General features: G+C 60.6%; 13 protein-coding genes. 10 read left to right on the plus strand and 3 right to left on the minus strand.

Annotated elements, in window-relative coordinates; translation table 11 throughout:
- The 7 genes from NX780_RS24825 to NX780_RS24855 form a co-directional block, all read left to right on the plus strand.
- A partial coding sequence (locus NX780_RS24825; RefSeq protein WP_258830566.1) for a recombinase family protein occupies positions 1–1,470 on the plus strand: 1,470 nt, incomplete at its 5' end.
- A 110-nt stretch (positions 1,471–1,580) separates the two neighbouring features.
- Entirely contained in the window at positions 1,581–1,814 is a 234-nt protein-coding gene (locus tag NX780_RS24830; RefSeq protein WP_258830567.1) for a hypothetical protein, read from the plus strand.
- Positions 1,815–2,233: 419 nt separating this feature from the next.
- A complete protein-coding gene (locus NX780_RS24835; protein WP_258830568.1) occupies positions 2,234–2,815 on the plus strand; it encodes a hypothetical protein in 582 nt (193 codons plus the stop codon).
- Positions 2,816–3,364: 549 nt separating this feature from the next.
- On the plus strand, positions 3,365–4,108 hold the full coding sequence (locus NX780_RS24840; RefSeq protein ID WP_258830569.1) for a DUF1828 domain-containing protein: 744 nt from the start codon (positions 3,365–3,367) through the stop codon (positions 4,106–4,108).
- A gap of 479 nt (positions 4,109–4,587) precedes the next feature.
- Positions 4,588–5,208 (plus strand): hypothetical protein, encoded by a 621-nt coding sequence (locus tag NX780_RS24845; protein ID WP_258830570.1) that lies wholly within the window; start codon positions 4,588–4,590, stop codon positions 5,206–5,208.
- A 481-nt stretch (positions 5,209–5,689) separates the two neighbouring features.
- Positions 5,690–6,355, plus strand: coding sequence for a BPSL0067 family protein (locus NX780_RS24850; protein ID WP_258830571.1), 666 nt, complete (start codon positions 5,690–5,692; stop codon positions 6,353–6,355).
- Positions 6,352–6,768: an STY0301 family protein gene (locus NX780_RS24855; RefSeq protein WP_258830572.1), complete on the plus strand. Its 417-nt coding sequence runs from the start codon at positions 6,352–6,354 to the stop codon at positions 6,766–6,768. Before NX780_RS24850 ends, NX780_RS24855 begins: the two co-directional genes overlap by 4 nt.
- A 45-nt stretch (positions 6,769–6,813) precedes the next feature.
- Here NX780_RS24855 and NX780_RS24860 read toward each other — a convergent pair whose 3' ends face one another.
- From NX780_RS24860 to tssF, 3 genes are all read right to left on the minus strand, one after another.
- Positions 6,814–7,419, minus strand: a complete 606-nt coding sequence (locus tag NX780_RS24860) for a type 1 glutamine amidotransferase domain-containing protein (RefSeq protein ID WP_258830573.1) — start codon at positions 7,417–7,419, stop codon at positions 6,814–6,816.
- Between the two features lie 91 nt (positions 7,420–7,510).
- Positions 7,511–8,479: a type VI secretion system baseplate subunit TssG gene (gene tssG, locus NX780_RS24865; protein WP_258830574.1), complete on the minus strand. Its 969-nt coding sequence runs from the start codon at positions 8,477–8,479 to the stop codon at positions 7,511–7,513.
- Positions 8,476–10,326 carry a type VI secretion system baseplate subunit TssF gene (gene tssF, locus NX780_RS24870; protein WP_258830575.1) on the minus strand — a complete coding sequence of 617 codons (1,851 nt, stop codon included), beginning with the start codon at positions 10,324–10,326 and terminating at the stop codon, positions 8,476–8,478. Before tssF ends, tssG begins: the two co-directional genes overlap by 4 nt.
- 216 nt (positions 10,327–10,542) lie before the next feature.
- Here tssF and NX780_RS24875 point away from each other — a divergent pair, with 216 nt between their 5' ends.
- The 3 genes from NX780_RS24875 to NX780_RS24885 all read left to right on the plus strand — a co-directional run bounded on the left by NX780_RS24875 (position 10,543) and on the right by NX780_RS24885 (position 15,270).
- Positions 10,543–11,244 (plus strand): hypothetical protein, encoded by a 702-nt coding sequence (locus NX780_RS24875; RefSeq protein ID WP_258830576.1) that lies wholly within the window; start codon positions 10,543–10,545, stop codon positions 11,242–11,244.
- A gap of 300 nt (positions 11,245–11,544) precedes the next feature.
- A complete protein-coding gene (locus NX780_RS24880; RefSeq protein ID WP_258830577.1) occupies positions 11,545–12,966 on the plus strand; it encodes an MATE family efflux transporter in 1,422 nt (473 codons plus the stop codon).
- Between the two features lie 72 nt (positions 12,967–13,038).
- Positions 13,039–15,270, plus strand: coding sequence for a S9 family peptidase (locus tag NX780_RS24885; RefSeq protein WP_258830578.1), 2,232 nt, complete (start codon positions 13,039–13,041; stop codon positions 15,268–15,270).
- The last annotated feature ends 86 nt before the right edge of the window (positions 15,271–15,356 follow it).

Below are 15,356 nucleotides of genomic sequence, written 5' to 3' on the forward strand. Positions count from 1 at the left end.
ATTTACGTTCGAGCGTCGACCGAGCACCAGAACTATTCGACCACCCACCAAGAGGCTGCGCTCGATGAATACGCTGCCAGTCACAGCTTCAGCATCATCAAAACGTATTGCGATAAAGGACGCAGCGGATTGACACTTGAGGGACGCGCCGGCCTGCTGCAGCTGCTTCGCGACATTCAGTCTGGCGAAGCTGAGTTCAAAGTTGTATTGGTCTACGACGTCAGTCGATGGGGGAGGTTTCAGGACGTCGACGAGAGCGCCTACTATGAGTTCGCTTGCCGGCGCGCCGGTATCGCAGTTGCCTACTGTGCTGAGCCGTTCTCAAACGACGGCTCTCCCCTGGCTACAGTGCTTAAGGGCTTGAAGCGAGCAATGGCTGCCGAGTACAGCCGCGAACTCTCCGCCAAAGTATTCCACGCTCAGGCACGCCTGACTCAAGCTGGGTTTAAACAAGGCGGCACTGCCGGCTTCGGCCTCAGACGAATGGCCATTTCAGCAGCTGGGCAACCAAAGGGTATCCTCGGTCCCGGCGAACGAAAGAACATGCCGAGTGATCGAGTAACTTACGTCCCAGGCTCACACGAAGAAGTCGCAGTGATCCACCGGATCTATGACATGTATCTAGTTGAACGAATGCCCGATGTCGGAATCGTGGCCCGCCTAAACAGCGAAGGAATTTCAACTGGCCTTGGGCGCCCATGGTCCGCTCACCTGGTTAAGCAAATCTTAACCAATGAGAAGTACATCGGAACGATGACGTTCAACCGCGGCACCCAGCGGATGCGTACCGCCCGTAGGTCCAACGATCCGTCGAAATGGGTTCGACGAGAGGAAGCGTTCGAGGGGATCGTTACACGTGAGCGATTCGACCAAGCGGTAGCCGAACGCAAACGCCGGCGCCGGCACTGGACTAGCGACGAGATGCTAGACGAGCTTCGCGACATTATGGTCAAACATGGAAAGGTGACGGCAGACCTCATCAACGCCAGCGATGGCCCAGCGGTAAAATCGTACGCTCTCCGCTTCAACGGCCTTGCCTCAGCAATGGGACTTGCTGGCGTGAGTTGGCCCTCTCTTTCTCAGGCAACGATCACACGCTACCGACTGCGCTGCGTCACTCGCGAAGTTACAGCTGAGTTCGTGCGATGTGCAGTCCTAGCGAAGGCGCTGATCGAGTGCCTCACTCCTCGAACCTGGCGCCTCAATGGCGTCACCGTTCGATTACTGTGCACTCGCTGCCGCTATGAGCGCAGCCACCCATGCTGGAAGGTCACAGTCGCATACGAGCCTGCTGTAGACTTTGTTGTATGGGTACGGATGGACCAAGCTAATACAAACGTCGCTCGCATCTACCTCATCCCGCTAGCCGACTTCCCAACTCACCAGTATCTATGGCCATCCAACAGGACATTACCGTACTATGAGAAGTACGCACATCCAACGCTGGCAGGGATGTTCGGGCTGACCTAATACTTCGATGCGAACATGGCATAGCTGCTACAATTGGTAACTTTTTGCCAACTCGGCAGCGGTATTATGCTTGAGCGAGATGGCATGCTGAATGCTAATTTGGAGGCAAGATGAGTTTTAGAAAAGACATTGAAAAGTTTGTCGAGAACGAAAAGACTATGCTTGCAAAAGCCCAAAAGCGGGCCGAGCAAAGATTTACCGAACGGCTCGAGGAAGTGCCGGCTCCCGACGTGCATAAAATCACAGGCGGGACAATTGACCTCGACTCCGGCACGATTTGCGACGTACAGGCGCCAAAGGATGCCCTCTCTCGCTTGAAGGCAGCTGGCCTCATTCGAGATTGATGGCTATGGTGCGACGGATTCCGGAGCTACTCGAAGGCGGGTACGTGGTCTTGATCAAAAACCGCCTCCAGGCAGACGAAAAGACTGACCCCGCAAAGTGGGCACTATGGAAGATCATCTGGGACTGCACCTCGTTCGAGGAGCTAGCGCAACGCGCTTCTGATCCAGTAAACACATCGCGAACCGGGCGGCGCATCACATGGCGAACTGAAGTGCGCTGGGCACTTCAACAAGGCTGGATCAAGAAGACAGATCCCTAGAGCTAGCAACAGAAAGCTAATGTTCCAACCTTGGAAGCAGACGCAGAAAGGCCGACAGATTGCCAAGACAGGAAGCCCTATGATCACCTGTAGTTTTGTTTAAGCATGAGTAATCTGAATCGATATCTGGCGTTAGCTATCACTTGCGGAGGCCTTCTCGTGACAGCTTATCTTTTCCAACGCGATGAGTGGAACATCTCACCACTCGGGCAAATCATTGCCTCAGGTGTTTCTGCCGCACTGTTTTCACAAGCATTGACTTGGTTGAAAGAGCATCGCCGCGAAGAGAAAAATGCAAATCGCGATAGGCAGTTTATAGCCCTGCAGCTAGCGGTTACGCTTGAAAGGTATGCAATCCAATGCGCACGGCAGGTAAGTGATATTAGCGATAGCGTCGAGCTTTCGTATCAGACTGGGTGGGTCACATCTAACATCCCGTCCTTGCCCAAACTGACACTACCAGATGCTATCGAATGGCGTTGGATAGCCACTGGCCTGACTTCCGAGGTTCTCGCACTAGCCCCGAGAATTGATTTTGGCAACGGCTCCATTGCGTTCATCCTCGATGCATGCGGACCGCATGATGGCGCAGAAGAGGCTCAACGACAATGCCGCGCTATAGGGATGGAAGCTTGGAGAATAGCGCAAAAGGTACGCGAAGTTCATGGAATCGCTCCGCAGGCTTATGCTTTGGGGAAATGGGACTTTCTTAACACTCTGCAATCCACGACTCCACGGTAAATCATACTCCTCTCGCGTACTTTGGTGAGTTTCATTGGAACTTTCATGATGTATCATGCTTGAGCGAAACGGCACGCCTTAGATGCCGCCCAGGTAACTCTAGATGCAAACTGACGTTAGCGAAATTCTCGACTTCATCAAGTTGCCTAAGCTAGCTCACAACTGGTCCGGCTTCCAAAAGCGAAACAATCACTTCGGTAGTGTCATTGGCAGCGCGCAGCTGTCCGACCTCGAGAACATCTTTCTGCCGGGCATTACTCTTGAGATCGAGGCTAAGGCACCAGTCGTCACGTCCCGGTGTCTTCTATTGTTCACTATCATGCGCAGGAAGGGTGTACAGCCGAGACATCGTATCGTTCAGCTCGAGGTCTGTCCGTCTGACAAACGTAGTCACAACGGCGTAACAACAATCTACGGACCTCACCTTCACATCGGTGAGGATGAACCAACCGCTGTCGAAGAAATAGGCGTAAGCTGTGAGGATTGGGACGGTTCTCTCGCTTGGTTCCTGCGCTTGATAAACGTGCACCCATTTCAAATTGAAAAGCCATGTTGAACTGCAATTGGGCCAATGCCCTCACCCGCTATGATTGCCGGCAAGTCCGCGGACTCAACGGTTCGATAGGGCTTGAAATCGGCACGCCTTTTAGCCTGCCTGGTGGCGCCGCGATTAATCTTTATCTGATGCCGGTAGGCGATCATGTGGTCATTAGCGATAATGGCGACACGCTAATGCATCTTAGTGGCTTGGGGATTGATGTTTGGAAGCCTTCTCGCATACGATCATTGCGGGAAGAAATGTCCTCACACGCTATGACTCTCACGGATGACGGCGACTTTCGATTGATAAGTTCTCAGGAAAAGAGTGCATGGAATTTCGCCAATGCAGTCTCAAGCCTATTGGCAGTAAATCACTGGGCACTTCAGCAGCTGAAGGCAGCTCCCAACGAGCATGACTTGCCTGCAGAAGCCGAAGCATATATTGTCGCGCGCGACCCGTCCGCCTACTTCGAGAAGAATCCTAAGGTGAAAGGCGCATCTAGAGCTGAGCATCGTTTCGACTTCCAGCACGGAGACGATCTAATTGACGTTATCACTCCACATGGGATCAGCACAGGAATGTCTATGCGTAAAGTGGGGGATGTCATCAACGGCCCCTTTGTTGGTCAGCGTTCGCCGTTAATTATTGTTGATGATCGTTTTGACCCGATAAGAGCTGAGAGCGAAATGGGGATGATTTCATCCATTGCTCGCACACAACCCTTTTCTAGTCTCACCCGCGCCCTCCACTAAACTGACTTTCTCCAAGCCCTGCCATCAAGCGGGGCTTTTTACGTCTAGGGAGCTGTACATCTAACACGATGACGCTTCGCTGTCCGCCGAACGAACCAGGGAAAGACGGCCCAGCTTTCCCCTGAGTCGCACGCGGCGCCCACAGTTCTCGGATCCATGTTTGCTTTTCGTCGTTGATCGCGTCGATTGCCAGCCGCCCGAGATTCCGCGCTATGACGTTGATCTTGTCCGGATGCTCAGCATCCCGGTCGAGGGCCATCAAGCGCGCCTAATGCAGAGCGGCCCACACGCTGCGTTTCGAGGCGACGTTCCTGGCCCTCAGCAGCTTAGCGAAAGCATTGGCCCCTGTAGCACTACTGGCGGCACCATTTGGGCACGCGTGCGAAAGACGCAGTTTGCTGCACTGGGCGGTCTCGCCTTGGGCGGGCCGGTAGGGCGGGCTTTTGCCATGGTCATCTATTTATTGGTGATAAGATGCCATGATGAAAAATATCATTAAATGGTTGAATAACGCTGTTGTGCTAGGGATCCTGCTTGCGCTCGGATTAATCTGGGATCTAATTCTAGTTGGACATGCATATGATTTGAACAAGGGGGAGTGGGCATCTTGGGTGCAAGCTGTCGGCTCGATTTTGGCCATCATGGTGGCGTTTTGGATCGCATACCATCAGCTGCAGCACTCTCGTAGACTAGAAAAAGAACGCGCGATAAGCGAGGATCGGCGCCGCGTGGAAATTATCCAAGCGATGTTGATAAGTGCATGGGTACTTGCTTATAGCCTCAAGACAGCAATAACAAGCAACGATACCGAATTTCTTGCCAACTTCAACTGGAAATCTTTGCACGATCTCGCGGACTCTTTCAGAAGTATCCGAATGATCGAAGTGCCGGACGTCACCATTGTTATCACTGTCACGCCCATGCCGACTGCGCTTGAGATGGTTGCTTCTCCTTTCCGCCATCATGGGATGGCCGATCGTTATGAAAGTGGTGGTTCAATCATGCGAGACCTAAAATCGGCGGTCGAAGATTTGCTGGATGCAACCGACAACGCAAAGAGTTCTTGCGCCATCGTTTTGCAGCGCCTCGAAAACCAGTAAAACTCCGCATGCTCGAGTGAACGACCGGGCTAAGGAAAGTAGCGCAATCAGCATGCTTCCCCTTCTGACTTCGTCAGCGCTAGGACCACCTTCCGCACCCAGATCAGCCTCGCACTCAGCACGATGGTTTCACCACTCCTAGACAGCAACAGCCTAGAAACCTTCACCTCGGCAATCGCGGTCGCCGCGCCTGGCGGTACCAGGTTGCCGACGTAGTCGCCCTATACGCTGTTGCTCGCGCCGTCAGCCCAAGAAACTCCTTGGGATCAATGAGCTCTGCAGCGCCACAAGCTTCAAGGTCATGAAAGGCTAGTGCCACGTGCCGTCGAGCGATCAGATGATCGCAACCGTATTGTGATCGAGCGCCGGTAGTGCGCGGATATGTAACAGACTAGAGGCAGCCGTCTTGAAGTACAGCCGCACTGACCGTGCCGTAGGCCAAGCTTATTTACTTTGCTGTTGTAAGCGCAGAACAACTCAAATGGATGAGAAGCGGGGTATAGACGGGGGTATGTTTGGGGGTAACTCATCAACACGAGAACTTTCAAACCTAGTATCCATGCGGCTTCCAGCCCAACATTCAGTAGACGCCGCCTCCACCAACCTCTTCCAAAAAGCCGCTGATTCGTCAGCGGCTTTTTATTTTCCGCTTTTCCGAACTCGGCGGTTTCCTTTGATCGTCGCCAATATGCGACCGCTTGAGACCGACAAACTGGCTTCTTCGAAAGGAAGCCATATGCCGCATATATTTTCTCAAGCGAAGTCCTTGGAAGGTAGCCAGAAGGTCGGCGACGGGAATTGTGTTGCTCTCGTCCAGCACTTCACCAAAGTCGGCCACACAAGCACGTGGCGTCCGGGTGTACGCGTGCTGGATGCGAGTGCACTGGCAACAGGCACAGTCATCGCCACATTTGTGAATGGCCGGTACCCGAATAGACCCAAAGGCAACCATGCAGCGCTATTCCTGTATGCGGGGCCACGTGATCGCGAGACCGGGAAACCGTCGTATATTGCGGTCATGGACCAATGGACAAGCAAGCCGAAAATATCTGCCCGAAGCATTATTCCTCGCGGGGCGAAGACACACGCCCAGGGAAATCGACATGATGATTCCGACAATGCCGACCATTTTTACGTCGTTTTATGAGAGCGCTACTCCTTTCAATCCTTCTCATTCCGGGTTCAGTCCTGGCCACAGAGCAGATCCGGTGCCCGGATACCTATCCATCCAACGACACGGTGATTGCCCGGCCAGCGAAATGGAATAGCGCAGTGGTGCTTGGCAACCAGCCTTTGATCAGCGCTGGCATGCTCACCGGGCCAATTGAAATACGTGGAGACCTGCGGGGACAGGAGAAGAAAATCGACAACGGGCACGAAATACGCTATCGCTTTGACCGCATCCAGCACCCACCAGAGAAATGGGTTCAGTGCAGTTATGGTGACGGAGGCGCCATCCGGCTGGTAAAGCGCGTCCGGGACGATACAACGGAATGCATCCTGACTCTCAAGCGGGCAGCGCTGCCCGGAGTGCCGAAGATCACCGTCATTTGCGAGTAGACTGGCCAGCCCGGCGTCCGACATATAGAGGACGCCGGGCCGGCATCAAGACGTCGGCCCCGGATCCGCCCCCGCCTGCTGAATCACCATCAACTCCTTCATCAGCGCATCATTGAACGCCGGAATATCATCCGGCTTGCGGCTCGTGATCAGCTTGCCGTCCACCACCACCTCATCATCCGTCCATTCCGCCCCCGCCGCCTTCAGGTCATCCTGGATCGCCGGATAGCTGGTCAGGTGCTTCGACTCCGCAATCCCCGCCTCGATCAGCGGCCAGGGACCATGGCAGATCGCCGCGATCGGCTTGTCGGCGTCGTCGAAGGCCTTGATGAAGGCGATCGCTTCCGGAATCTGGCGCAGCTTCTTCGGATTCTCCTCCCCACCCGGCAGCAGCAGCGCGTCGTAGTCCGACACCTTCGCCTGCGACAGGCTCAGCTCGACCCTGAACCTGTCACCCGGCTGGTCGTGGTTCATGCCCTGCACTTCCTCGCCCGCCGCCTTCGGGGAAATCAGGGTCACGCGCACGCCCTTCCCTTCCAGGAAAGTGCGCGGCCCGGTGTATTCGACCTGCTCGACGCCGTCCGTCATCAGGACCGCGACGCGTTTTCCCAGCACATCGTCCTCGCTCACGAGATCGACTTCATCGCCCATATATCCTCCCGTTGGATTGTTTCGTCGTCGGGACGATTGTAGGTCGGCCGCCCGGCGGGCGTCGCGCGGATCACTGCGAGGAAGCATCGATTCAGGGCAGCAGGTAGCAGACGTCGTCGCGGTCGCGTCCTGGCGTGCGCGTGCACAGGAAACCATCCAGTCCGAGGCGGTTCCTGCCATCCAGCGTGGCCCCGGATACGTCTTCGCGGCGCAATACCACCTGCAGTTCGCGGTAGGGAACCTCGATCGCGAACTGCCGCAGCATCGCCGCAACCGCATGGGCACCCGGCGCGCCCGGCAGGAAGCGCTCGAACACCTTGGCAGGCACCGGCCCCACCCGGATCCGGATGCCGAGCTCGGGCCGCGGCAGCCGTTCGCCGAGGGTGGCGACGACGCCGACCTGGCAATTGTGTTCGCCCAGCCGGTTGCGCTCCTCGACCGGCAGCACGTCCCAGCGCCCGGTGAACTGTTCGACCTCGACTTGCGCCTGCAGGTATTCGCCGAGCACGCCCGCGATCAGCCCCGCCGGCACCACGCGGCTGCGCAGCTGGGCGGCGAAATAGGCCAGGCTTTCGAACGGCAGCCCCGCATCGAAGGGCGCCCGTCCCACCACGCCGCCGAGCGCCGCGAGCTGGGCCAGGAAGCGGTCGCGGCCCTGCTCATCAGGTCCGCCGCGCACACGGTACTTGCACCAGGCGCGGTAGAACAGCGCCACCTGGCGGTTCGAGATGGCGTCATAGAAGGCGCGCGGGCCCTCGTCGTGGGTGGCGTGCTCCCAGGCCGCGATGCGCTCGGTGTAGTGCAGGGGCAGCGCCCCGTTCACGCCCAGCAAGCCCATGACGGCGGTGCGCACGCGCAGGCGCAGTTCGCCGTCCTTGTCGCGCTCCACCCGCAGGCTGTCGATCTCGGCGGCGGGAAAGGCGAGCGAGAGCACGTTCTCGAAACGCAGCGCGGCCTCGATATTCGCGCCTCCCTTCTGGCGGCGCAGCCAGCGCGACAGCAGGCGGACTGCCTGGAACAGTTCGTAGCGCCAGGGTTCTTCCAGCAAGCGGTCGATCACAGCAAGGTCAGGCTGCCGTTGCGGGGCGCGCATCGCAGGAGCTCCCGGTCGGACTGGCTCGAGCGCACCACCAGCCGGGTGAAGCTGTTCACGTGCACGTAGAGGCCGAAGAAGCGGTTGACCACCTCGGCGAACACGACCAGGCTGGCGCCGGCAAAGGCGTCCTCGTCCACCGTCATGCGCACTTCCGTGCCGTGTACCAGGGTGGTTCCGATCGGGCTCTTCATCCAGGCCGTCGAGGACAGGGTTTCCAGTGCCGTGACGCCGGCGATCTGGCGCTGGGTCGCATTCGAGCGCGACACGTCGTACAGGGTCAGTACCTCACGGAAAGCGTCCAGGTCGCCGAGCGAGCGGTGGTTCAGGGCGAGCTGCGCCACCAGGCGCCAGTGCGCGCCGCCCGCGGAGGGGAAGCGGTGCGGCGGCGTGGGTTTGCGCAGGAGGCGCAGCAGCAGGCCGCCGGTCGCCGTCTCGCTGACCAGGTCACCGCCAGGCGCCCCGACGCTGGTACTGCTTGCGTGCGCGCCGTTGGTGCAGGTCAGGTCGATCGAGGCCACCGACTGCTCATCGGGGGAGGCCAGGATGCCCGCGTCGCCGTAACTGCCCTCGGTAAAACCGATCTTCATGCGGTGGCGCTGCACGGCGCGATCGTCGCGGCGTGCGAACCAGTAACGCTCGCGCAGCTCGCCGCCCTCGCCGTGGCGCAGTCCGTAATAGGGACGGTAATCCATCGGCTGCAGCCTGCCCTCCACCGTGCGCAGCACGCGTACGGCGTCGATGCTGTAGACCTCGACATCCTCCTCGTGGCGCCCCGGCACCACGTCGTACATGGCGCTGCGGTGGGTGATGCGCACCGGTGTTGCCGCCTGGTGGAAGAGGTTGACGATGGTGGCGCAGCCGGGCGCGAGGTGCTGCGCGCCCAGGGTACCCAGGAGGCGCGCGGCGCCGGTGTCGCCATGCAGGCCGTTCACGACCAGGTGCAGGGTGAAACGCTGGGCGCTGGCGGGCAACATGGGGGCGAGCGGCGCCAGGTCGATGTCGAGGAAATGGAATTTGTCGGGGAAGGCGAAGTATTCGCTGAGCAGCCGGTAGGCGGCGTGCTCCCCTGGCCGCAGCGGCACCAGCGCATCTTCCTCGCCGAAGCCGCCCAGCGCGAGCGGCATGCGGTCGAGCTGGCGCCAGGCGCCGCCCTCGCCCGCTTCCATGAAGCTGGCGCCCACGTGCAGGAACAGGGTGTCGATCAGGGCGCTCGACAGCAGCGGGTCGGCGTCCACGAACAGGCGTAGCCGCGGCATGCCGAGCTGGTGCAGCAGGCGCAGCGGCGCCGCGCTCTCGATCGTGATCGCGATCTGGCCAGTGGCTCGCGCCGGCAGCCGCACATTGCCAGGCGCGTGCACGACCGGCTCGTAGCGCGCCCGCGCCACGCTGCACGGTGCCAGCGTGAGCGGGCTGGCGGTGCGGAAGCGGCAGGGTGTGCCCTTGCCGTGCAGTGCGCTCATCTCGGTGCCGCGCCCAAGCGACTGGACGGATTCGACGCGGCTGCCCGCGCCAAGGCCGCCCGGCTCGCCGATGCGCACGACCGAGCAGGAGGGAATGCCCTGCAGGAAGGCCGGATACAGGCTGCCCAGGAGGGCTTCGGTGAACTCGGGATAGTCATCGTCGAGCTTCTTGGCGGTGCGCGCATTGAGCAGGGCGCAGGCCTGGATCAGGCGCCGGATATGCGGGTCTTCGCTGCCTTCGGCCCCCATGCCCAGCTCGTTCGCCAGGCGTGGATACTGACTGGCCAGTTCGCGCCCGACCGTGTTCAGGTAGACCAGTTCGCGCTCGTAATACGGCAGCAGCTCTTCCATGGCGTTCTCCTGTCATGACTCTGTAAGGTCGTGCAGTTTTGCGAATATGACCTTGTGCATGCTCAACAACCGATGAGCAAGCGAGTCTGCGGAAGCGCTATGGCGCGGGCTACCCAACACGCATGGTCGCGCACGATAGCCGGATGGTTACCAGGCGATATTGACGAGCCCTGCTATTCTGGCCCGCCTTTTTGCTTTCCTTACCACACAAGAGCCATGAAGCGTTTATCGACATTCGTCTTGCCCCTGCTCGTCGCGGCCAGCCTGGCTGCATGCAAGTCCAAACAGAACGAGGCACAGGATGCCGCCACGGAAGCGCCGGCCAGCGCCGCGCCGGTGGCGAGTGAGCCCGCAGCAAGCGCACCTGCCGCTCCGGCCGCGCCCGCCACTCCGGCCGCCGCCTCCGCGGCACGATTCGATCCGCAAACGGTGCCCGTGTCGGACAAGGCCCTGCCCGCCTTCCCTTATCTGGCGACGCCTTCAAGCCTGGACCCGAAGAGTGTGTACACGGAAAAAGACCTCGAGTTCGACCGCGTCTTCGTCGTGGCCGGCGAAGAGCTGCGTCCTGTGGAAGGCAAGGTTTTCCAGCGCAAGTACTTCCTGCACGAACTGAAATGGTCGCCCCTGGCCGCGCACCGCAATTACCAGAATGCGCTCAAGGCGCTCGGCGCCGTGCGTGTGGACAAGGTCCATCCCCACGAAGACGTATTCGTGGAGCGTCATGGCGGCGACATCAATGCCATCTGGCGCAAGATGGGTACACCGAGCCTGGACCGCGTCGAAGATCCGGAAGCGCCAGGCTACGAGCAATGGCTGCTGCGCACGCCGACTACCAATATCTGGCTGTCCTTCTTTATCGATCAAGGCCAGGTGTATCTCCAGACCGTCGAAGAGAAAGCCATGCAGCAGCAGGTATAGTCGCTGCCGGGAGGCGGCGCGTCGCCGCGTCCCGAACGCTTCCTGTTTCTGCATCCGCCGGCCCCGCCTGCCCTTCTACCGCTGCGTCGAGGGACATGGCCATGCAAAGCAAGCCGTTCTGGTAGAACGCCATCAGCTCGTCCATCGTGGCCTCCTGCGAAAACTCCAAGGTCGTGCAAATTTCCACCGGCGATATTGCGTGTGCTCAACGGACGAGCTCGGCACGCCTCGACTTTCGGGTCACGCAACCTTGGCAATTAGTCAGTAGAATGGCAGGTTTTCCCTATCGTTTTTGCTGCCATGTCCGCCGTCACGTCCACCACCAATACCGCCTCCCCGGTCCGCCTTGAGATCGCCACCTTGTGGCGCCTGTCCTGGCCGATGCTGGTCGGCCAGCTGGCGACCGTCGGCATGGGCGTGGCCGACGTGGCGATGACCGGACACGTCAGTGCCGAGGAACTGGCCGCCGTCTCGCTCGGCACCTCGGTCTGGCACATCGTGCTGGTGACCGTCATGGGTACGATGATGGCGCTCAACACCGTTGTCGCGCACGAGATCGGCGCGGCGCGCCACGACAAGGTGCCGCATTCGGTGCGCCAGGCCCTGTGGAAAGGCCTGCTGGTGGGCCTGGTGGGGATGCTGTTCGCCAACCTGTGCACCCTGCTCTTCGATAACGTCGGCCTGGAACAGCACGTGGCCGACCGCGCATCCCTGTTCCTGCACGTGATCAGCCTCGGCATGCCGGCCTTCTCCTGCTACCGCGCGCTGTACGGCTACACGACCAGCATCAACCAGACCAAGCCGATCATGTGGATCGCGATCTTCGGCCTGGTCTTCAACGTGTTCTCGAACTGGCTGCTGGTGTACGGCAACTGGGGCTTCCCGATGATGGGCGCGGTCGGCTGCGCGGTGTCGACGGCCCTGGGCATGTGGCTGATGCTGGGCGCCATGGTCCTGTGGGTGAAATACGCGCCGGCCTACCGCCTCACCTACCCGTTCACCCACTGGGAAGGCCCGGACTGGAAATCGATTGGCGCCATGCTGCGTCTCGGCCTGCCGATCGGCGTCACCTATTTCGCCGAAGTCAGCGCCTTCGCCCTGATCAGCCTGCTGGTCGCGCGCTTCGGCGTGGTGGCGATCTCCTCGCACCAGATCGCCCTGAACTTCGCCTCGCTGGTGTTCATGGTGCCGCTGAGCTTTTCGATCGGCATGATGACCCGCGTCGGCCAGGCCATGGGCGAGCGCAACCCTGAGCGGGCGCGCTTCGTCGGCTGGGTCGGCGTCGGCGTGTCGGTGGCCTTCGGCGCCCTGTCGGCGATCGGCATCGCCCTGTTCCGCTGGCAGATCGCGGCCGCCTACACCTCCGACCCGGCGGTGCAGGAAGCCTGCGCCAACCTGCTGCTGCTGGCCGCCCTGTTCCAGCTCTCCGATGCGACCCAGGTGGCGACCGCCTCGGCCATTCGCGGCTACCAGGTGACGCGTCCGCCGATGGTCATCCAGCTGGTGGCCTTCTGGGGCGTTTCACTGCCCCTGGGCTGCATCCTGGGCCTGGCGCCGGAATGGTTCCCCTGGACGCCGGGCGCGCCGATGTCGACCACCGGTTTCTGGATCGGGCTCGTGATCGCCCTGACGGTGGCGGCCGTGCTGCTCACCTGGTCCTTCGAGAAACTGGCGCGCCGGCGCATCCGGGAAGGCGCGCAGGCGAAGGCGGCGGCAGTGTAGTTACAGCTTTTCGGGCGCGACTCTGGTATCGTTCGGCAGTTGTCATAAATTAACTTACACCAGAGACATCCAATGCGCCCTCTCCTGTATCTCTTGATGGCTGCCGCGACTACCCTCGCGGCCGCTCCCGCAACGGCCGAACGCCTGACGCTGGACCGCATCTACGGCGACACCTCCCTGTCCGGCCCCGGCGTACGCAACCTGCGCGTGTCGCCGGACGGCGAACGCGTCACCTTCCTGCGCGGCCGTGCCGACAACCAGCACCAGCTGGACCTGTGGGAATACAATATGAAGAGCAAGACCACCCAGCGTCTTGTCGATTCCAAGCGCCTGGTGCCGAACGAGGAACTGTCGCTCGAAGAAAAGGCGCGCCGCGAACGCGCGCGTACCGCGGGCCTGTCGGGCATCATCAGCTATAACTGGTCGCCGGACGGCAAGCAGCTGCTGGTCCCGATCGCCGGCGACCTCTACCTGGTCGACGTGGCCAAGCCGGACGCGCCGCGCAAGGTTGCCTCGGGCAACGTGATCGATCCGAAGATCTCGCCGAAGGGCCGCTACGTCTCCTTCGTGCGCAACCAGAACCTGGTCGTGATCGACCTGCAGACCGGCGCCGAGCGCCAGCTGACCACGGACGGCAAGGGCACCATCCACAACGGCGAGGCGGAATTCGTCGCGCAGGAAGAGATGGACCAGCACACCGGCTACTACTGGGCGCCGGACGATTCCGCGATCGCCTACCGCCGCTACGACGAAGCCCCGGTGCCGGTCGTGCGCCGCTTCGAGATCTTCGCCGACCGCACCGAAGTGATCGACCAGCACTACCCCGCCGCCGGCGACCCGAACGTGCTGATCGAGCTGATGATCGTCAACCCGGCCACCGGCCAGCAGCGCAAGGTGGACCTGGGCGCCGAGAAGGACATCTACCTGGTGCGCGCCGACTTCAGCGCCGATGCGAAGACCCTGGTCTACCAGCGCCAGTCGCGCGACCAGAAGCGCCTCGACCTGGTGGCTGTCGACGTCGACACCCTGGCCCAGCGCCCGCTGCTCACCGAAACCTCGAAGACCTGGGTCAGCATCCACAACGACCTGCGCTTCCTGAAGAACAAGAAGGCCTTCATCTGGGCTTCCGAGCGCAGCGGCCGCAACCACCTCTACCTCTACGGCCTGGACGGCAAGCTGCAGTATCCGCTGTCGAAGGGTGAATGGGGCGTGGACAACGTCCTGGCCGTCGACGAAAACGCGGGCAAGGTCTATATCTCGTCGAACAAGGACGCCGTGATCGACAAGCAGACCTATGCCCTGAACCTGGACGGCAAGAACGCCGACAAGCCGGTGCGCATCACCAGCGGCGACGGCTGGCACGACGCCGCCTTCGCAGGCAACGGCAAGATCTTCGTGGACACCTACTCGAACCCGCAAACCCCGCCGCAGGTGTCGATCCGCCGCGCCGACGGTTCCATGGTCGAGTGGCTCGAGAAGAACGAACTGAACGCGAACCACCCCTACGCGAAGTACCTGCCCGACCACCTGCCGACCGAGTACGGCACCCTGAAGGCCAAGGACGGCCAGACCCTGTACTACTCGATGATCAAGCCGGCCAACTTCGATCCGAAGAAGCGCTACCCGGTGTTCCTGTTCACCTACGGCGGCCCGCATTCGCAGCGCGTGACCCGCGGCTGGGGCAGCTACTTCAACCAGTACATGGCGCAGCAGGGCTTCGTGGTGTTCACCCTGGACAACCGTGGTTCGAGCCGCCGCGAGCGCGTCTTCACCGACGCGCTCTACAACAACCTGGGCAAGGTCGAAGTCGAAGACCAGGTCACCGGCATCGACTGGCTGGCCAAGCAGAGCTTCGTCGATCCGAAGCGCGTCGGCGTGTTCGGCTGGAGCTATGGCGGCTTCATGACCCTGCGCCTGCTGTCGGCGGCATCGGACAAGATCGCGATGGGCGTGTCGGTGGCCCCGGTGACCGACTGGGCGCTGTACGACACCCACTACACCGAGCAGTTCGTGGGCGGCACCCCGAAATCCGATCCGGAAGCCTACAAGCGCAGCGGCGTGTTCGCCCACCTGGACGGCATGAAGTCGCCGCTGCTGCTGGTGCACGGCATGGCTGACGACAACGTGCTGTTCACCAACACCACGCGCCTGATCGATGAACTGGTGAAGCGCAACGTGCAGTTCGAGCTGATGACCTACCCGGGCGCCAAGCACGGCATCTCGGGCAAGGTCAGCCAGCGTCACGTGTATGGCCTGATCGAATCCTTCTTCAAGAAGAACCTGGGCGGGACGCAGCCGAACTGAGCTGGTATTTTGCCGATGAGGACAGCCGCCTTCGGGCGGCTGTTTTTTTGGCGCTGTCACCGTTTGCTGTTGGGTCAGGCTGAACT

This window comes from Massilia agri, from assembly GCF_024753255.1.
Taxonomy (GTDB): domain Bacteria; phylum Pseudomonadota; class Gammaproteobacteria; order Burkholderiales; family Burkholderiaceae_D; genus Telluria; species Telluria agri.